This is a genomic window from Streptomyces sp. NPDC058470 (assembly GCF_042721055.1).
GTDB lineage: Bacteria > Actinomycetota > Actinomycetes > Streptomycetales > Streptomycetaceae > Streptomyces.
Map to the genome: position 1 here is coordinate 19049 of NZ_JBHXMF010000081.1, position 17742 is coordinate 36790.

Here is a 17742-nt window from a genome sequence, read left to right on the forward strand (position 1 = left end):
CGCACGCCCACGGGCCACAAGAAGGCAGTCTGATGTCACTCACGCACACCGGAGTAACCACCACCCCCGCCGACCTCGATCCCTGTGGACGCGAGGACCACCCCGACTGCGGCATCCGCGACGTCCTGGACCGCATCGGGGACAAGTGGTCGGTACTCGTGATCGTTGAACTCGCGGGCGGGCCACGCCGGTTCCGTGGACTGCAGCGCGCCATCGACGGCATCTCCCAGCGCATGCTCACCCTCACGGTACGAAGGCTCGAACGCGACGGCCTCGTACTGCGCACCGTGTACCCGACCGTCCCGGCACGGGTGGACTACCGCCTGACCGAGACCGGATCCGGCCTGACCCACTTGGTCAAGGAGCTCGCCGACTGGTCCCTTGCCCACCGTGCCGGCATCGCCGAGGCGCGACACGCGTACGACCGGACCCACCCCGACCACGACATCCGCTGACGGCAGCGGGTTGGGTACGAGGGCGGCGAGCGGTTCCCGCACGTCGCTCCGGCTGGCCAAAATATACAGACCGGTCTATTGTCCCTCCATGGGTGTCAAGGGTGAGGAGACGCGGTCCCGGCTGATCGCCGCCACGCGCACGTTGATCGAGGCGCAGGGCTACTTCGGTACGGGGCTGAACCAAGTGCTGACCGAGAGCGGTGCGCCGCGAGGCTCCCTGTACTTCCACTTCCCTTCAGGCAAGGACCAATTGGTGACAGCGGCCTTGACCGAGAGTGGCCAGGAGGTCGGTGACCTGATCGAATCACTCAGCGTCGGCCGGCTCTCCGCAGTGGGGATCGTCCGGCAGCTGATCGAGGTCTTCGCCGACCGGATGGAGCGATCCGACTACGGCATGGGCTGCCCTCTGGCGACCGTGGCGCTCGAAGTCGCCCGTGGCAACGAGGAACTGCGGCTCGTCTGCGCTGAGGCGTACGAGCGATGGCAGGGAGCGCTGGCCGACCGGTTGGTCGACGAAGGACTCACCCGTTCCGCGGCACAGGCGGCCGCCGGTGCGGTGCTCGCGCAGGTCGAAGGGGCATTGTTGCTTGCTCGCGTGCATCACAGTCGAGTGCATCTCGATCAGGCCGCGCGGGCTGCGGAGTTGCTGCTCGCGCACTGATCGAGATGGTTCACAGTCGAGACGCACCTGCATGGGTGGGCGTTCAGGTTGATCGTTGGCCCGCCTGCCCGTTCGCGGCTTCGGAGGGTGTCGGCCGCGCCTGCAGGATCAGAAAATATACAGATGGGTCTACATGCAAGGGGAGTTGATGAGTTCCACCACTCGTCACAGTGAGGGAATCGCCGACTCGCGGGCAGCGCACAACTTGGTCGTCGGGGCCAATGGTTTCGTAGGGCGTTGGCTTGTGCTCGAACTCCTCACGCGAGGAGTGCCGGTCGCCGCCGCAGTGCGCGACGGGGGCCGGGGCGCCAACGGATTGCGTCAATGGCTGCGCGGCCACGGTGTCGACGACAGTGTCATGGTCACAGTGACCTCCGACATCACCAGGCCGGATCTCGGGTTCGGCCCGGCCGACGAGGCTCTGCTCGGCGAGGTCCGCGACGTGTTCAACGTTGCCGCGCTCTACCGGTTCGGTCTCTCCGCCGAGGATGCGCGATCGGCGAATGCGGACGGAGCGCTGCATGTGCTGCAGTGGACAGCAACTCGCCCCTCTTTGCGGAGACGTGTCCCTCTGTCAGGCTATCGGGTGGGCCGCAGCAATCACCCGCAATTTCCGCTGCCGCCTGATGAATCTCGGGCCCTCTACGCGCGGTTGGGCGCGTACGAGGCATCCAAGGCTGAGGGCGACGCGGCCGTGCGTGTCACTGCACCGCGGCTTGGCGTACCCCTCACGGTGGTCAATCCCAGCACCGTGATCGGGCACTCGGCCACCGGAGAGGCGGCGCAGTACATCGGTCTCGCCGGTCTCGTCGAGCAGTTGTGGAAAGGCCGTCTGCCCGCGCTGGTCGGCAGCCGACGCACCTACATACCGGTCGTGGCGATCGATTACCTGGCCCGATTCATGGCGGCCGTGCCTGAGCGCGACGAGGGTCCCATCCGTCTCCACGCCGTGCTCGATTCGACGACGCCCTGTCTGCCGGACCTGGTCGCCCTGCTGGCCGATCACTTGGACGTCAGAGTGCCGCGGCTGCGGCTCCCCGTCGGCGTTGTGCGACGGCTGCCTCGCGCGCTCACCGCGGTGGACCCGGAAACGCTCTCGTTCCTCTCCGAGGATCGCTACGACACCGGCTCCGCCGACCAGTTGGCCCGCGCGGCAGGCTTGCAGCACCCACCGGTGGACGAAACGCTCCGACGCTGGGCGTCCCGCCTCGTCTGCGACCGCTTCGGCGCTGCCACGACCGGGGCGTAGGCGGTCGGGGCGGAAGCCCACTCGGCAGGGTCCCGACCGCTCTCCCACCCATGGCGGGTCACCGCTCTAGCCGGCATGGTCTGCGGACGTGTGTTCCAGGATCGCTGGGACGATCGTCGGCCAGTCGGCCTGCTCGACCCCGTGGCCGGCGTTGGGCAGAGCCAATAGCGTGCTGTCGGGGATCTGTTGTGCGAGAGCCTCACCATGCCCGAGCGGGAACATCGGATCGGCGGTGCCGTGGATCACCAGCGTGGGCACGGCGATCGAGGACAGGGGGGCCTGGGGGAGTGCACCGTCCGCCAGTACGTCGTGGTTACGGGCCGCCGCGAAGTCGTGCGCGCGCTCGACGTCGCGACGGACAAGGCTACGGGCAGCGGTCTCATCGAAGGTGCGGCGCCCTCCTGCGAGCATGACCGCGTAGGCCACCAGGTATTCGATCACCGATTCGGCATCCGACCATTCAACCTGCGCGGATGAGACGAAGCGCATGAACTCCTCGGTCGGGGGAGGTAGTTCGCGGTCGCCGGGCACAGCGGAGGACGTGCTGATCAGGACGAGGGAGAGCACGCGATCGGCGTGTTCGAGCGCGAGCAGTTGCGCGAACGCCCCTCCGGCCGAGACACCCACGACGTGGGCAGCTGAGATCTCATAGGCGTCGAGGACGCGGGTGGCGTCACCGACCAGGTCCGATGCGGTGTACTCGGGACGGCCCGGCTCGTAGGTCACCGATCGCCCGGTGTCGCGGTGGTCGTACCGGATCACGAACCTCCCGCTCCCGGCGAGCATCCGGCAGAAACCCTCCTCCCACCAGAGCATCGAAGCCCCCGTTCCCATGATGAGCAGAACGGGCGGATCCGACGGGCCGCCGAAGGACTCGGTGCACAGCTCAACGCCGTCCGCCTCAATCACGCACTCGGTCATCGCCGCGTTTCCTCTCCCGGCCGATTGTGCCCATACGCCGAGGCTTCCGGCCACGCGGAAACCCAGTCGAACTCCCTGTCGCCGACGGCGTGGGGAGTGGGGGGTGCCCCTATCTGTTTGGTCAAGCCGGGTGAGGATGGTCGGCATGACGGACCGGGATCGGTTGGGGCGGACGGCGGTGCACTATGCGGCTGCCGATGGGGACGCGGATGGCCTGAGGGTGCTCTTGGCCGGAGCGGCCTCCGGGGGCGTGGCAGTCGACGGCAGCGGGCTTGTGCGGCCAGGCGCTTGTCGTTGCGCAGCAGGTGGACAGGAACTCGTCGACACCGTCGGGTGCCGCCGCCTCCGGCAGCGGCTGCGGGGTCCCCAAGGTGATCGGGGCGTCGTACGTGTGCACCGCGGTCTCCTGGAGCTGGTGCCGGGCGACGACACCGGAGGTCTGCGGCGACTCCGACGTACCCCACCACGTCCAGCAACCGCGATCCGGGCCGGCCGCTCGCAGTGAGTCCAGTAGCTGCTGCGTCGAAGCGGCCAACCAGGCCAGCAGCATCTCGCGTTCCCGAGGCACAGCCGGGGCACCCTCCGGCACGGACTTGGCGGCGGCAGGCCCTGCGACGACGGTGGCGGCCCAGGAGCGGCGACCCTCGCTCAGGTGCTGCGCCAGATCGCGCAGCGTCCATCCGGGGCAGGTCGGCACCTGTATCTCAAGGGTGGGCGCGGAGGCGACCGCGGCCCGGAACGCGGACGACCGTTCGTCGATCAGCCGCAGCAGAACGGGGAACTCCAGAGTCATTGACGCGCTGGCTGTCCATCACCGTGCTCCGACAGTCGGACATTGATTTCCTGGCCGACGTGGCGGGCGGGCGGCGCGGGGGCGGCGCCCTCGGATGATGCGGTGCCGTCAGTCTGAAACGATCAGTTGGTCGACTGTCATGGCGCGGCGGACGCTCTCGCGGAGCAGAGTGCGACGCTGCTCGTGCAGTTCGGGGGGCTCCTGCGCGGTCGCCGCGTAGACATTGCTGACCGGTGACCAGGCCATGGACATGGCGATCACCATGGCCATCACGTCGAACGGGTCTCCCTGGCGCACCAGCCCGGCGGCCTGGGCCTCGGCGATGGCGCGCAGTTTGCGGTCGCCGAGGCGGTCGGGGTCGTCGACCAGATGGCCGGCCGGGCGTCGCTCCAGGCGCGCCCAGATGGCCAGTCGGATGAGGTCGGGGCGGCGGAGATACTCGTCGTAGAGGCGAACGGCCCAGTCTGCGAGGTCCTCGGCGTCGATGGGGACGACATTCACGATCCGCTCCAGCGAGCCGAAGAAGATGGCGTCGAAGAGCCCGTCCTTGCTGCCGAAGTAGGCGTAGAGCTGCGCCTTGTTGGTGCGGGCGGCGGCCACGATCCGCTCGACGCGCGCTCCGGCGATCCCGTGCTCGGCGAACTCCTGGGTCGCCACATCGAGGATGCGCTGGTACGTCGCGGCTCCACGCGAGGTCAGGGGCTGATCGGCCATGCCATGACCTTACCAAACAGAACAGTTGGTTTGCCTGGTGGGCCAGATGGCTCTACGGTGAAATAGACCAACCAGTCTGTCTATGAGGAGTTGCCATGCGGAACACCGTTGGCTGGCAGGTGGAAGGTCCGTCGACGACACTGCGGCGGACCCCACTGGAACGGCGCGACCTGCGCCCCGACGACCTCGCGGTCCGGGTCGACTACTGCGGTGTCTGCCACACCGATCTGCACGCCGTCAGCGCCCGGAGCGCAGGGGGAGGTCAACCCCTGGTGCCGGGGCACGAGTTCACGGGCGTGGTGACCGAGGCAGGACCCGCGGTCAGCCGGTTTGCTGTCGGCGACCCGGTCGCGGTGGGAAACATCGTCGACTCGTGCGGCGAGTGCGCCATGTGCCGGGCAGGCCAGGAGAACTTCTGCCACACCTTCCCGACCCTGACCTACGACGGCATCGACCGGCACGACGGATCGGTCACACTGGGGGGCTTCTCCCGCGAGTACGTCGTCCGTGACGCCTTCGCCCACCCCCTCCCTGCAGGTCTGGATCCGGCCGCCGCCGCTCCGCTGCTCTGTGCCGGGATCACCGTCTGGGAACCGCTGCGCGCCCTCGGTGTGGGACCGGGAACGCGCGTCGCCGTGGCGGGACTTGGCGGCCTGGGCCATCTCGCGGTCAAGATCGCCGTGGCGCTCGGAGCCGACACCTCGGTGGTCAGCCGCTCGGCCGACAAGGCCGACGACGCTCGCCGTCTCGGCGCCCGGGGTCTCGTCGTCTCCACGGACCCGGAACAGATGGCTGCCGCCCGCGACCGTTTCGACGTCGTCATCGACACCATCTCCGCCCCGCACGACCTCCGTCCCTACCTGCGACTGGTGGCCATGGACGGGACGCTCAGCCACCTCGGGCACCTGGGACCCGTCACGGTGGAGACCATCGACCTGCTGGTGGGGCGCAAGAAGCTCAGTTCCGCGGGCAGCGGCGGCAGGCTCGCGACCGCCGCCATGCTCGACTTCTGCGCTAAGCACGCCATCACCGCCGACATCGAACTGTTCCCCTCGGCTCGTGTGAACGAGGCCCTCGACCGTCTCCGGCGCAACGACGTCCGCTACCGCTTCGTACTCGACATGTCCGACCTGGGTTGAACGGCGAGGCCAGGCACCGCAGCGCGTCCGGGGGTTCGTACGCCCTGCTCGACGCAGGCAGCGACGGCCTTCTTCGCCAGCACGTCGGCCACGGCCTCCTGCGGCGAGGCGGCCCCGTCGGCGACGGGCAGTTCACGACCCGCGTGGCCCTCGGCCCAGCGGGCGGCGGCCGTTCAGCCCGGAGAAGGAGAAGTCGTACGAGCCGGGCAGCGGGCGCGGGAAGGGGGCAGAGCGCGGATCCCCCACGCGCGCTGCCCGGTCGATGGCCGGACCGCCGGGATACGGCAGCCCGAAGACCTGCGCAACCGCGCAACCTTGTCGAAGCACTCTCCAGTGGCGTCCGAGTGATGTGTACCTGGACCCGGAGCGTGGGCCCCCGCCCGGCAATGTGCGCGCTGCCTCCCGCGACACGGCATGGTCCTAGGACCAACGCCTGATCGGCGGGGGCCTCCTTCTGCTATTAGTATGCAGTTGCATATATGTGGCAATAACAAAGCCGAAGGATGTTGGACATGGCGGTTTACACGCTTCCGGAGCTCCCGTACGACTACGCGGCGCTCGAACCGGTCATCAACCCACAGATCGTCGAGCTGCACCACGACAAGCACCACGCGGCGTATGTGAAGGGTGCGAACGACACCCTGGAGCAGCTCGCGGAGGCGCGCGACAAGGAGGCGTGGGGTTCGGTCAACGGGCTGGAGAAGAGCCTGGCCTTCCACCTCTCCGGCCACATCCTGCACTCGATCTACTGGCACAACATGAGCGGCGACGGCGGTGGCGAGCCGCTGGCCGCCGATGGTGTGGGCGAACTCGCGGACGCGATCGCCGAGTCGTTCGGCTCGTACGCCGGGTTCAAGGCCCAGCTCACCAAGGCCGCCGCGACCACCCAGGGCTCGGGCTGGGGCGTCCTGGCGTACGAGCCGCTCAGCGGTCGGCTGATCGTCGAGCAGGTCTACGACCACCAGGGCAACGTCGGCCAGGGCTCCACCCCGATCCTGGTCTTCGACGCCTGGGAGCACGCCTTCTATCTGCAGTACAAGAACCAGAAGGTCGACTTCATCGACGCCATGTGGGCCGTCGTCAACTGGCAGGACGTGGCGCGGCGTTACGCCGCCGCGAAGTCCCGCGCGGACGTGCTGCTGCTCGCCCCCTGAGGCCAGCCCTTCGGGGCATGCATAAGCGTCCTGCTCGTGATCGTCTTCTCAACCTTCATGCGGCAGGCGGCAAGAAGGTGGGCTCCCGCAAGGACGTGACTTGCGGGAGCCCTTGCCTCATCTGCGCTTCTCTTCAGCCATGGCCAGGCTTTCCCACTCGGCGGTGCGGTCGCACCAGTGGTGCTGGAGTACGCGGTCATGGCCGACGGCGATCAGACCCGCCCCCGTTTGGTGTCGCGGTAGTCCGTGACGGCAGCGACGAGTACGGTCCAGCAGCGCCGTCATCGCGTCGCAGATCAGCCGGCGTGCTCGCTACAGGGGTGGACACGGCCCCCAGGCCATCGCGCGGGCGCGCCCGCAACGGTCGGTGACCGTCGCTGTTGCTGCGTAGCACCCTGGCGTTCATCTCGCGGCGGCCAAGGCGAGCGATGCCACGGCCAGCAGGAAGTAGCCGCCTGGAAAGGCCATGTTGTGGTAGACCCGGGCGCGGAAGTGGGCACCCAGGGCGCCAACGAAGAACAGAACAAGTCCGATCGCGGCGGCGATGCCGATGAACCGCGCACCCAAGAGCCCCAGCAGCAGTCCGACAGCTCCGGCGGTCTTCAGCGCGGCAAGCGGGAAGAGCCAGGACTGCGGTAGGCCAACTTCAGCGGAGTTGGCAAGGACGAACTCGGCCCTGGAGAAGTCGGCGATGGCGATCCCGGCGTTGACCGCGATCGTGATGACAGTAACGACCACATAGGCGGTGAACATGCGCAGGCCGCCCGCTCAGCCGACAAAACGGTGGGCGCCGAGGGCGTTGAATGTCTGCGGCGTCGGGCCGCTCGGGTATCTGTTCATCTGCACGGGCATGGCAACTCCTCGTCGTCCCCGGTGCTCGCGAGCCGTTGCCCGCTTGCCGCATCAGCCTCGACCGGCCCTGGACTTGCGTCCAATACCTGCGTCTATAACCTGACGGCATGGACGTCGACACCCGGTTGTTGCGCTACTTCATCGCCGTGGCGGAGGAGGGAAGCCTCACCCGCGCGGCGGATCGACTGTTCGTGTCCCAACCGGCGCTGACCAAACAGGTCAAACAACTGGAGAGCCAGCTGCGAGTGCGGCTGTTCACACGGTCCCGGGCCGGCATGGCCCTCACGGAAGCGGGACGGACCCTGGCGGAGAGAGTGCCCGCCCTGCTGGCCGACTGGGACCGGATGCTGCGGGAGACAAAGAGCACGGCCGACCGGGCAGCCCATGTGCTGCGGGTCGGCTTCCTGGCCAGTGCCGCCAATGAGGCCACCCAACGCATCATCACGGAGTTCACCCGTCGTCAGCCGGGTTGGAGGGTCGACATGCGGCAGGCCGCGTGGTCGAACCCGACCGCCGGACTCATCGGCGGAGACGTGCATGCCGCCCTCCTGCGGCTGCCCTTCCCCGGCCAGGAGACCCTGCGAGTGGAGGAGTTGTTCACCGAGCCTCGATGGATCGCACTCCCCGCGACCCACCCGCTCGCCACGCGCGATCAGATCCCTTTCAGCGACCTGTGGGACGAGCCCTTCGTGGCAGCCCTGCCAGAATCAGGCTGGTGGCGGGACTATTGGCTGGCCGCCGATGAACGCGAGGGCCACCCGGTCCGCATCGGCGCCGTCACCGACCAACCCGACGAGTGGCTCAGCGCCATCGCCAATGGCTACGGCCTCGCTCTCGCCCCTGAATCGGCCGCCCGCTTCTACGCTCGCCCCGGCATCGTCTACCGGCCCGTCAGCGGCGTCAGCCCGAGCCGGGTCGGGGTCGCCTGGGCACCGGCCGACGACTCCGACCCCGTCGTCCAAGCCTTCGTACGCGCCTGTGTCGCTCAGCGTGAGCAGGCCACGGTGACCAGTGTGAAGGAGGCGTAGAACGGGTCTTCGTACGTGGCCGAGGCTCCGTCCGGCATCATGCGAGCTGGGCCGAACGGACGCGCCCGCGTGCCGGATCAGACGGCCGCGAGGGAGACTTCGGTCGACTTGATCAGGGCGACGACGGAGGAGCCCGTGGTGAGGCCGAGGTCGGTGACGGCGTCCTTGGTGATCGCGGACGTCAGTTCGCCACCCGGGACCGTGACCTTGACGGAGGCCATGGCGCCGCCCGTGGCGACGTCGGCGACCGTGCCGGGCAGCTGGTTGCGGATGGACAGACCCTCGACCGCGGCCGTGGCGAGCGAGACCTCCGTGGACTTGATCAGAGCGCGTACGGCCGAACCCTCGGCGAGGCCGAGTTCCTTGACGGCCTCCAGCGTGATCGCCGCAGTGAGGTCCTGGCCACCGTCGAGTCGGACCTTGACGGTCGCCATGACTTCGCCCGGAGTGACGGCCGTGACCGTGCCGGGCAGCTGATTGCGAATGCTCAGGCTCATGGAAGAACGCCTCACAGAATGGTGCGGATGTCAGGTTTTGGGCCTGCTGTGAGCCTCACCGTAGTCGCGCCTGATGCCGCCGCTCCCAAGCGCGTCGCATCCGCAAGGCGAAGGACGGTCGGTGCCTGGCAGACCGTGGCCGCTGCCCCTCCGTACGTTTCCGCAGTCCTCCTTCGTCGGGCCGGGTGCACAAGTACCTGCGCGGCCTTGATCGGCGCGCCCTGGGGAGCTTGCTTCCGCTGCCGCGACCGGGGTCATTGAGGCGGCTGCTGCCCCGGCCCGTCAGTTGTGCGTGCAGGGAGGGGCGTGCCGCAAATGCAATGGGCAAGTCTCTTTCTGCATCGCATGAGCTGGATGTTTGCCAAGTAGAGATAGGTATGTGCGTTTGTGCGGGATCGTTGCCCGGGTACCGTCATTCGGGAGGTGATAGCCGGTGAGCCAGTCCCTTGTGGAATCGGTTGCCGATCCGGTGGCGGAGCTCGTCCTGACCGGCGACCTGGCGCGCCCGGCCCGTCTGACGGTGCCGGACCTGCTCGCCTGGCCCCAGCACCGCGTGCGGGTCAGCTTCGAGTGCGCCACCAGCGGCATCCAGCACCATCGCTTCGCGGGACCGCTGCTGCACGACGTGCTGTCCGATGCGGGTCCCGTCTTCGATCCCGCCCGCCGCAAGGACCGCCTGCGCTTCCTCATCGCGGTGTCCGGCATGGACGGTCACCACGCCCTCCTGTCCTGGGCCGAGATCGACCCCGACTTCGGCCGGGCCCCGGTCCTGCTCGCCGCCAGCATCGACGACACCCGGCTCGACCGGGCCGGCCCCCAACTGGTCCTGCCCCAGGACCGCTGCGGTGGCCGGCACATCAGCGGCATCAACGCGATACGGGTCGACGGTCACTACACGTCCTGGACGTAGTTCTCCCCGTCGGCGGTCCAATGGCATCTGCGGATCCTGAGGAGGTCGGTGGTGGCTGCTCTGGCGGTACAGCACGTACCGGTGGAGGGGCCCGTACGCGATCGGCGCGGTCCGCTGAGCCCTTCGGCTCAGTGACCGACGACCGCTTGGGTCTGGGCCCGCCTGAAATCCGTGACCCGGCATCCGCGTCACCGACGCCACGTTTCCGCGCAACTGATCAGTACACGTCCCGGACGTACCGTCTGTCGGCGGCGAGCTGCTTGACATACGCGGCTGCCCCGTCCTCGCCGAGACCGCCATGGGCGGTGACGACGTCGCGCAGGGCCCGGTCGACGTCCTTGGCCATACGGGAGGCATCGCCGCAGACGTAGAGGTGGGCGCCGTCCTGGAGCCAGGACCACAGCAACGGACCGTGCTCGCGGATCCGGTCCTGGACGTAGACCTTGGCCCGTTGGTCGCGGGAGAAGGCGGTGTCCAGGCGGGTGAGGGTGCCGTCGGAGAGGAAGTCGGTCAGCTCGTCCTCGTAGTAGAAGTCGGTGGCCCGGTGCTGTTCGCCGAAGAAGAGCCAGTTGGGCGCGCGGTGGCCGAGGGCGCGACGCTCCTGGAGGAAGCCGATGAAGGGGGCGATCCCGGTGCCGGGGCCGATCATCACCGTGGGGGTGGTGGGGTCGGCCGGCGGCCGGAATCTCGGCGAGGGCTGGACGAAGACCGGTACGGGTGTGCCAGGCGCGGCGTCGGCGAGGAAGGGCGAGCAGACCCCCTGGCGCGGTCGCCCGTCCGGATTCTCGTAGCGGACGACGGAGACCGTCAGCGAGACGACGTGAGGGTCGATGAGGGGGCTCGACGATATGGAATACAGGCGGGGCTGGAGCGGAATCAGCACCTCGGCCCACTCCTGGGCCGTCGCGCGAACGGGGTGCTCGGCGACGACGTCGACGGCCTGGCGGCCCCAGGACCACTTGGCCAGCCCGTCCCTGTTGTCGGAGCGCAGCAGCTTCTTCAGTACACGGTCGTGGGTGCGTTCGGCGACGAAGCGCAGCAGGTCCGGGGTGATGCGGGTGATGTCCAGATGCCGGTGCAGGGCCTCGTGGAGGAGGACCTCACCGGTGCCGTTCAGATCCACGGTGGTCTCCGGGTGCAGGCCGGTGGTGGCCAGCCATTCGCTCACGACGTCCGGAGAGTTGACGGGGCGTACGCCGAGAGCGTCCCCGGCCTCGTACAGGAGCTGTGTCTCGCTGTCGCGGGTGTCGAAAGTGAAGCGGCGGACCTCCTTGCCCGCGCCGGGCAGGCTGAGCAGCTGGTTGCCGGTCAGGCGGGCGGTGACGGGTGCCGGCCTTCTCGACCGGGGAGCGGAAGTAGTGGTCGGCGCGGGCGCCGAGCCCGTCTCCGGTGCGTCGGCCAGGGAGCTGAGGACCTTGTCGAGCCAAGCCTTGGCCGAGGGCTCGAAGTCGGGCTCGCAGTCCGTACGCGGGGCCAGACGCACCGCGCCCAACTCGTCGAGGCGCCGGTCGAGACGGCGGCCGTGGCCGCAGAAGTCGTCGTAGGAGGAGTCGCCGAAAGCGAGGACCGCGTACCGCACACCGTCCAGGCGGGGTGTGTCGGGTGCGGTCAGGGCGGCCCAGAAGCCGGAGCCGTTGTCGGGGGCGTCGCCGTCGCCGAAGGTGCTGGTGATCAACAGGATGTCGGCGCCGGACGGCAGGTTCCCGGGCTGGGCGTCGTCCATGTCGACGAGGGTGGCCCTGTGCCCGTTGGTGATGAGCCGGTCGGCGACAGCCGCCGCGAACTCCTCGGCGTTGCCGGTCTGCGAGGCCCAGAGAACGACGACCTCCCGGACGGGGGAGGCGGGCGTCGCCGGGACGGCCCGTGAGTACATACCGGCCAGCACACCGTTCACCCACAGCGCGTGTTCGGGGCTGAAGGGAGCGCCCGGCGGCAGCACCGGCACACCAGGAGCGCCTGATTCGATCCCGGCAAGGAACCCGATCAGGTACCGGCGCTCGTGCTCGGCCAGCACGGGCGGTGGGGCGGGCTCCAGGCCGAACAGGCCCACAGGCCCCGCTGGTGTGGTGGTCACACCCACAGGAGCCGGACCCAGCGCGGCACGAGCGCCGGCCGAGACCGGTGGAAGTACCGCCACGGACACCGGAGTCGCCACCTTTGTCAGCGACACCGCGCACACCTTGAACTCCGGCTGGAAGGAGAGCGGGTCGACGGCGTCACTGGTGACGGCGTTGACGCTCAGGTACTCGCCGAACAGGTCGTTCCAGTGGAAGGGTGCGAAACAGCAGCCGAGCCGTACCCGGTCGGTCACCACGGCGGGCAGCACCGCCCGTCCGCGCCGCGAGGCGACCTCCACCGAGTCGCCGTCGGCGATGCCGAGCACGTCGGCGTCGCCGGGATGCAGTTCCACGAACGGCCCGGGATTGAGCCTGTTGAGTTTGGCGACCTTGCCCGTTTTCGTGAGGGTGTGCCACTGGTGCTGCAAGCGCCCGGTGTTCAGGACGTACGGGTAGTCGTCGTCGGGCATCTCGGCGGCAGGGATGTGCGGACGGGCGTAGAACATCGCCCGGCTGCTCGCCGTGGGGAAGACCGGACCGCCGCCGTCCTCGTCCACGTAGCGGATCGGGTTGCGGTCGGGCCCGTCGGCGCTCGCCGCCGGCCACTGCACGGGGGTGGACCGCAGCCGTTCGTAGGTCACGCCCCGCAGGTCGTATCCGGTTTTCGGGTTCCAGGCGCGCTTGATCTCCTCGAAGACCTCTTCTGCGCTGTCGTACGAGAAACCCTTCTCGTACCCCATCTCACGGGCGACGGCGGCGATGATCCGCCAGTCCGCCATCGCCTCCCCGGGCGGCTCCATGGCGGGCTGCGCGAGGGTGAGGTTGCGCTCGCTGTTGATGAGGACGCCCTCGGTCTCGGTCCACAGCGCTCCGGGCAGCACGACATCCGCGTAGGCGTTCGTCTCCGTCTCGGCGAAGACGTCCTGGGCGACGACGAACTCGGCCCTCTCCAGGGCCTCGATGACGGTCTTGCGGTTGGCCACGGAGGCAACGGGGTTGGTGCAGATGATCCAGCAGGCCTTGATCTCCCCGTCGGCCATCTTCTGGAACATCTCAATCGTGCCCTGGCCGACCCCGTCCTTGCGGACCGTGCCCGGGGGCAGTTCCCACAGCTCCTCGACGAAGGCGCGCTCCTCGTCCACCAGCACCGAACGCTGGCCGGGCAGGCCCGGACCCATGTAGCCCATCTCCCGGCCGCCCATGGCGTTGGGCTGGCCGGTCAGCGAGAACGGACCGCTGCCGGGGCGGCAGATGGCGCCCGTCGCCAGGTGCAGATTGACCAGGGCGTTGGTGTTCCAGGTGCCGTGCGTGGACTGGTTGAGGCCCATGGTCCAGCAGCTCATCCACTCCCCGGCCTCGCCGATGAGCCGGGCGGCCTCGCGGATGTCGTGCTCGGGGACGCCGGTGATCTCGGCGACGGTGGCGGGCGGATAGTCGGCCAGGAACTCCGGCAGCGCCTCCCAGCCCTCGGTGTGCGCGGCGATGAACTCGGCGTCGGTGTGTCCGTTCTCGTACAGCAGATGCAGCAGGCCGTTGAGCAGTGCCAGGTCCGTCCCGGGCCGGACCGGCAGGAACAGGTCGGCCTTGTCGGCGGTCGGGGTGCGGCGCGGGTCCACGACGATGAGCTTGGCGCCGCCCGACCTGACCCTGTCCATCATCCGCAGAAAGAGGATGGGGTGGCAGTCGGCCATGTTGGAGCCGATGACGAGGAAGACGTCCGCCTGCTCGAAATCCTGGTAGGAGCCGGGCGGGCCGTCCGCGCCGAGTGAAAGCTTGTAGCCGGTGCCCGCGCCGGCCATGCACAGCCGCGAGTTCGACTCGATCTGGTTGGTGCGTACGAAGCCCTTGGCCAGCTTGTTCGCCAGGTACTGGGCCTCCAGACTCAGCTGTCCGGAGACGTAGAAGGCGAAGGCGTCAGGCCCGTGCTCATCGATCACCGCGCGCAGCCGCCGCGCCGTCTCGGCGATCGCGGTGCTCACCGGGGTGCCCTCGGCCTCCGCGCCGCGTTCGGCGCGCACCAGGGCGGTGGTCAGCCGTCCGGGGGCGGCGAGCATGTCGGCCGTGGTCGCCCCCTTGGTGCACAGGCGGCCGAAGTTGGCGGGGTGCGCCTTGTCGCCGGACGCCTTGAGGACCGTACGCCGCCCGTCGGGCCCCATCCCGACGTCGAGGACCATCCCGCAGCCCACACCGCAGTACGAGCAGACCGTCCGCACCTGAGTGGTGGTCGTGGTCACGGGCGGCCCCTCCAGGTGATCGGATCCTTCCTCCGCCGACGCTACGAAGTGCCCGTTGCGCCGGTGTCACGCCGTCCGATCAGCTTGGGTTACGCCCTCCACACAGCCGTGCTCCGGGGCATGTGAGGAGGTGGTCTGGAGCTCCGCAACGGCCGGAGGGCCGGTCGGGGGAGTGGTTTCCGCCGTGATCAACGCGGTTGCCCCAACCAACCTGGTAATCCTACGGTGAGCAGCGTGACGGACGAATCCACACGCGCGGCACGGCTGCTGGACGCCCAGGCAAAGGCGGCATTGCTGTTCGCCGAGATCGAGACACGGAACCTGGTCACCGCGGGCCAGGGGGAACGCGCGGTCAGTGACCGGGTGCGTGACCTGGCGAACGAGATGTTCGGGACCACACACTACTGGCACAAACGGATCGTGCGGTCCGGTCCGAACACCCTCCTGCCGTACCGCGAGAACCCGCCGGACCGCGTCATCGACGCGGACGACATCGTCTTCGCCGACTTCGGGCCGATCTTCGAGGAGTTCGAGGCCGACTTCGGGCGGACCTTCGTACTCGGCGACGACCCCGTCAAGCACCGCCTGCGCGATGACCTGGCGACCGTCTTCGCGGCGGGACGCCGGGCCTTCGAAGCGGACCCGGACATCACCGGCAAGCAGCTCTACGCCGAGGTCGAGCGGAGGGCGGCCGAAGCGGGCTGGCAGCTGGGCGGCTGGCACGCCGGCCACCTGGTGGGCGAGTTCCCGCCCGAGCACAACGACTGGGAGGACGTCGACTCCCACATCGTGCCCGCCAACGGCAAGCCGCTACGGCGCACGGACGAGGCGGGGCGACTCCTGCACTGGATCCTGGAGATCCATCTCGTCGACCTCGACCGGGGCTTCGGAGGCTTCTACGAGGAACTGCTGGACCTCTGACGCTCGTCGAGGGCGAGCTATCCCTGGTCGCGGGTGAGCGGGAGTTCCGTGTAGCGGACGCCGGTCGCGTCGCGCAGGGCGTTCGCCAAGGCCGGAGCGACCGGGTTGAAGGGGCTCTCGCTCATCGGCTTGGCGCCGAGCGGCCCGATGGCGTCGGCGGTCTCCATGAAGTGGACTTCCGTGTGCGGGATCTCGGCGTACGTGGGGGAGCCGGTAGCGGCGGAAGTCGGCCGTCTCGACCGCTCCGCGCTCGTCGATGCGTACGTTCTCGAAGAGCGTCGCGCCCAACACCTGGGCGACACCTCCCTCGACCTGACCGCAGCACTGCATGGCGTTCATCACCGGTACCCGCAGGGGGCGGCGGCGAAGTCGAGGAGTATGTCCGCGAGGGCGCGAGGGCGCGAGAGGCGCGCAGGGTCGCCTTGCCCGCGACCACCACGCCGGTTGAGGCGAAGGCGCCGGTGTCGTGCCTGACGACGTCGGTGTCGGACTGGCGGACGGTGATCCGGTCGACGGTGCCAGGCGACACTCCGCCGTGCATGCTGCACGAGATCGCCGCGATCCTCGCCCGCAACCAGGAGTCACAGGCCCGGCGCCGGGCCGCCGAACACCAGACGGCGGACGAACTCGGGACGCTGCTCGCCACACCCGCCGCCACACCCGCCGCCGCGGAAGGCGCGCTGCGGGCCTGCGGGCTTCCGGCCGAGGACCCCTACCGGGTGATCGTCGCCGCGACTGGACCGCAACGCGCGGGACTGACGGAGGGGGCGCTGACGGAGGGGCGCTGGCGGAGGGGGCCGCTGACGGAGGCGGTCGCCCATGCGCGGCCGGACCGCGCCTCCGTAGGGCGGCCTGCCGGACGGCGCTTCGTCGCCTTCGTACGAGAGATGGACGCCGTCGTACGGGAGGCGGATACCGTGGTCGACACGCTCGCCGAGGTCTGGCCGCTCCTCGCCGCCTGTGAACCGTCCATCCCGCTGTACGGCGGCATCGGATCGCCCGCCGCCGGGCCGGAGGACCTGAAGGGGGCACTGGCCGAGGCCTGTTAGGCCCTGGCCTCGGCCCGCACCACCGCACCCCAGTCCTCGTCCCTCGTCGACTCCGCGTCCCTCACCGGACTCGACAGCCTCCTGACCGGCATATCGGCCGAGGTCCGCACCGCCTACAGCCGCACCGCCCTGGGCCCGCTGCTCGACACCCGGAACGCCTCCGCCGCCGCGCTGCTCCAGACCCTGGAAACGTTCCTGGTCCACGACGGCTCATGGGCGCGTACAGCGGAGGCCCTGCACCGGCACGTCAACACCGTGCACTACCGCATCCAGCGCATCGAGCACGTCACCGGCCGCGGCCTGTCCCGCCTCTACGACCGCCTCGACCTGTGGGCCGCCCTGCTGTGCCGTACGCCTCCGGCTACGGGCGATCGACGTGCACGCTCGTCGACTTCACCCGCGCGATGACCGTGACGCCGACCGCGAGGTCCAACTCCTCGACCGCTTCCCGGGTCACGAGCGACACCACCCGGTGCGGCCGGGCCTGGATCTCCACCTGGGCCACGACATCGTCGACCGTCAGCGCCGTGACGATGCGCGTGAACGCGTTGCGCACCGAGATGGGCGGACCACTGTCAACGCTGCGTTCGTCCTCGGCCGCGCGCTCCTGCGCCAACCGCGCCAGTCCCGCGCCGTCGATCACCCGGTTCCCCGAACCGTCCCGCCCCATGGGCAGCCGACCCACGTCCGCCCATCGCCGCACGGTCTCCGGACTCACCCCTCAGCAGACGCGCGGCCCGCCCAATGCTGTACGACGACACACCGGAAGCCTTGTCGCGACGGAATCCGGAGCCCGTCGCGGCCTGTACAGATCGGCGAACAGCGTCGGCTGCGACCATGGTCGCAGCCGCCATCCTCGACGATCCGGACGCGTCGGCCCGCTTACCCCGTACCCTTCGTTGTGTCAACGGCGTCACATAGCGGGCGCCAAACCACTGGAGGCAACACCTCGTGCTGATTGCTCAGCGTCCGTCCCTGACCGAAGAGGTCGTCGACGAGTTCCGTTCCCGGTTCGTGATCGAGCCGCTGGAGCCGGGCTTCGGTTACACCCTTGGCAATTCCCTGCGTCGTACGCTCCTCTCCTCGATCCCGGGTGCGGCGGTCACGT

The 17742-nt window shown here is 69.2% G+C and carries 18 protein-coding genes and 3 pseudogenes; 11 read left to right on the plus strand and 10 right to left on the minus strand.

The window, feature by feature from the left end; all coding sequences use genetic code 11:
* The first annotated feature begins 32 nt into the window (after nt 1–32).
* The 3 genes from ACFWP7_RS38405 (at nt 33) to ACFWP7_RS38415 (ending at nt 2365) form a co-directional block, all read left to right on the plus strand.
* Nucleotides 33–455: a winged helix-turn-helix transcriptional regulator gene (locus ACFWP7_RS38405; protein ID WP_384391821.1), complete on the plus strand. Its 423-nt coding sequence runs from the start codon at nt 33–35 to the stop codon at nt 453–455.
* 88 nt (nt 456–543) lie between these two features.
* Nucleotides 544–1116 carry a TetR/AcrR family transcriptional regulator gene (locus ACFWP7_RS38410; protein WP_384391824.1) on the plus strand — a complete coding sequence of 191 codons (573 nt, stop codon included), beginning with the start codon at nt 544–546 and terminating at the stop codon, nt 1114–1116.
* A gap of 148 nt (nt 1117–1264) precedes the next feature.
* On the plus strand, nt 1265–2365 hold the full coding sequence (locus tag ACFWP7_RS38415) for an SDR family oxidoreductase (RefSeq protein WP_384391864.1): 1101 nt from the start codon (nt 1265–1267) through the stop codon (nt 2363–2365).
* A 66-nt stretch (nt 2366–2431) separates the two neighbouring features.
* Here ACFWP7_RS38415 and ACFWP7_RS38420 read toward each other — a convergent pair whose 3' ends face one another.
* The 3 genes from ACFWP7_RS38420 to ACFWP7_RS38430 form a co-directional block, all read right to left on the minus strand.
* A complete protein-coding gene (locus ACFWP7_RS38420; protein ID WP_384391827.1) occupies nt 2432–3286 on the minus strand; it encodes an alpha/beta fold hydrolase in 855 nt (284 codons plus the stop codon).
* Between the two features lie 121 nt (nt 3287–3407).
* Nucleotides 3408–4079: a maleylpyruvate isomerase family mycothiol-dependent enzyme gene (locus tag ACFWP7_RS38425; protein ID WP_384391830.1), complete on the minus strand. Its 672-nt coding sequence runs from the start codon at nt 4077–4079 to the stop codon at nt 3408–3410.
* A gap of 108 nt (nt 4080–4187) precedes the next feature.
* Nucleotides 4188–4793 carry a TetR family transcriptional regulator gene (locus tag ACFWP7_RS38430; RefSeq protein ID WP_384391833.1) on the minus strand — a complete coding sequence of 202 codons (606 nt, stop codon included), beginning with the start codon at nt 4791–4793 and terminating at the stop codon, nt 4188–4190.
* Between the two features lie 95 nt (nt 4794–4888).
* On the opposite strand from ACFWP7_RS38430, the gene ACFWP7_RS38435 reads away from it, so the two are divergent.
* Nucleotides 4889–5932 (plus strand): NAD(P)-dependent alcohol dehydrogenase, encoded by a 1044-nt coding sequence (locus tag ACFWP7_RS38435; RefSeq protein WP_384391836.1) that lies wholly within the window; start codon nt 4889–4891, stop codon nt 5930–5932.
* On the opposite strand, the pseudogene ACFWP7_RS38440 reads toward ACFWP7_RS38435, so the two are convergent.
* Nucleotides 5923–6273: pseudogene (locus tag ACFWP7_RS38440) on the minus strand (tRNA (adenosine(37)-N6)-threonylcarbamoyltransferase complex transferase subunit TsaD); the annotation flags it as partial. The gene ACFWP7_RS38435 and the pseudogene ACFWP7_RS38440 sit on opposite strands and share 10 nt — an antisense overlap.
* A 171-nt stretch (nt 6274–6444) precedes the next feature.
* On the opposite strand from ACFWP7_RS38440, the gene ACFWP7_RS38445 reads away from it, so the two are divergent.
* On the plus strand, nt 6445–7086 hold the full coding sequence (locus ACFWP7_RS38445) for a superoxide dismutase (RefSeq protein ID WP_384391838.1): 642 nt from the start codon (nt 6445–6447) through the stop codon (nt 7084–7086).
* 402 nt (nt 7087–7488) lie between these two features.
* Here the strand turns inward: ACFWP7_RS38445 and ACFWP7_RS38450 are convergent, their stop codons facing one another.
* On the minus strand, nt 7489–7839 hold the full coding sequence (locus tag ACFWP7_RS38450) for a DoxX family protein (RefSeq protein ID WP_384391841.1): 351 nt from the start codon (nt 7837–7839) through the stop codon (nt 7489–7491).
* 206 nt (nt 7840–8045) lie between these two features.
* On the opposite strand from ACFWP7_RS38450, the gene ACFWP7_RS38455 reads away from it, so the two are divergent.
* Complete coding sequence (locus tag ACFWP7_RS38455) at nt 8046–8966, plus strand: LysR family transcriptional regulator (RefSeq protein ID WP_384391844.1); 921 nt, start codon at nt 8046–8048, stop codon at nt 8964–8966.
* Between the two features lie 77 nt (nt 8967–9043).
* Here ACFWP7_RS38455 and ACFWP7_RS38460 read toward each other — a convergent pair whose 3' ends face one another.
* Nucleotides 9044–9463, minus strand: coding sequence for a molybdopterin-binding protein (locus ACFWP7_RS38460; RefSeq protein ID WP_384391847.1), 420 nt, complete (start codon nt 9461–9463; stop codon nt 9044–9046).
* Between the two features lie 433 nt (nt 9464–9896).
* Here ACFWP7_RS38460 and ACFWP7_RS38465 point away from each other — a divergent pair, with 433 nt between their 5' ends.
* Nucleotides 9897–10373, plus strand: coding sequence for a molybdopterin-dependent oxidoreductase (locus ACFWP7_RS38465; RefSeq protein WP_384391851.1), 477 nt, complete (start codon nt 9897–9899; stop codon nt 10371–10373).
* 217 nt (nt 10374–10590) lie between these two features.
* Here ACFWP7_RS38465 and ACFWP7_RS38470 read toward each other — a convergent pair whose 3' ends face one another.
* Nucleotides 10591–14604, minus strand: coding sequence for a molybdopterin-dependent oxidoreductase (locus ACFWP7_RS38470; RefSeq protein ID WP_384391867.1), 4014 nt, complete (start codon nt 14602–14604; stop codon nt 10591–10593).
* A gap of 294 nt (nt 14605–14898) precedes the next feature.
* Here ACFWP7_RS38470 and ACFWP7_RS38475 point away from each other — a divergent pair, with 294 nt between their 5' ends.
* Complete coding sequence (locus tag ACFWP7_RS38475; protein WP_384391854.1) at nt 14899–15585, plus strand: M24 family metallopeptidase; 687 nt, start codon at nt 14899–14901, stop codon at nt 15583–15585.
* Nucleotides 15586–15602: 17 nt separating this feature from the next.
* Here the strand turns inward: ACFWP7_RS38475 and ACFWP7_RS38480 are convergent, their stop codons facing one another.
* Nucleotides 15603–15752 (minus strand): hypothetical protein, encoded by a 150-nt coding sequence (locus tag ACFWP7_RS38480; RefSeq protein ID WP_384391872.1) that lies wholly within the window; start codon nt 15750–15752, stop codon nt 15603–15605.
* Between the two features lie 88 nt (nt 15753–15840).
* Nucleotides 15841–15924 (minus strand): annotated as a pseudogene (locus tag ACFWP7_RS38485) (hypothetical protein); the annotation flags it as partial.
* 200 nt (nt 15925–16124) lie between these two features.
* On the opposite strand from ACFWP7_RS38485, the gene ACFWP7_RS38490 reads away from it, so the two are divergent.
* Nucleotides 16125–16634 carry a hypothetical protein gene (locus tag ACFWP7_RS38490; protein ID WP_384391856.1) on the plus strand — a complete coding sequence of 170 codons (510 nt, stop codon included), beginning with the start codon at nt 16125–16127 and terminating at the stop codon, nt 16632–16634.
* A 183-nt stretch (nt 16635–16817) separates the two neighbouring features.
* A complete protein-coding gene (locus ACFWP7_RS38495) occupies nt 16818–17042 on the plus strand; it encodes a helix-turn-helix domain-containing protein (protein ID WP_384391869.1) in 225 nt (74 codons plus the stop codon).
* Here ACFWP7_RS38495 and ACFWP7_RS38500 read toward each other — a convergent pair.
* Nucleotides 16996–17277 (minus strand): molybdopterin-binding protein, encoded by a 282-nt coding sequence (locus ACFWP7_RS38500; protein WP_384391859.1) that lies wholly within the window; start codon nt 17275–17277, stop codon nt 16996–16998. The genes ACFWP7_RS38495 and ACFWP7_RS38500 overlap by 47 nt on opposite strands.
* 308 nt (nt 17278–17585) lie before the next feature.
* On the opposite strand from ACFWP7_RS38500, the pseudogene ACFWP7_RS38505 reads away from it, so the two are divergent.
* Nucleotides 17586–17742 (plus strand): annotated as a pseudogene (locus ACFWP7_RS38505) (DNA-directed RNA polymerase subunit alpha); the annotation flags it as partial.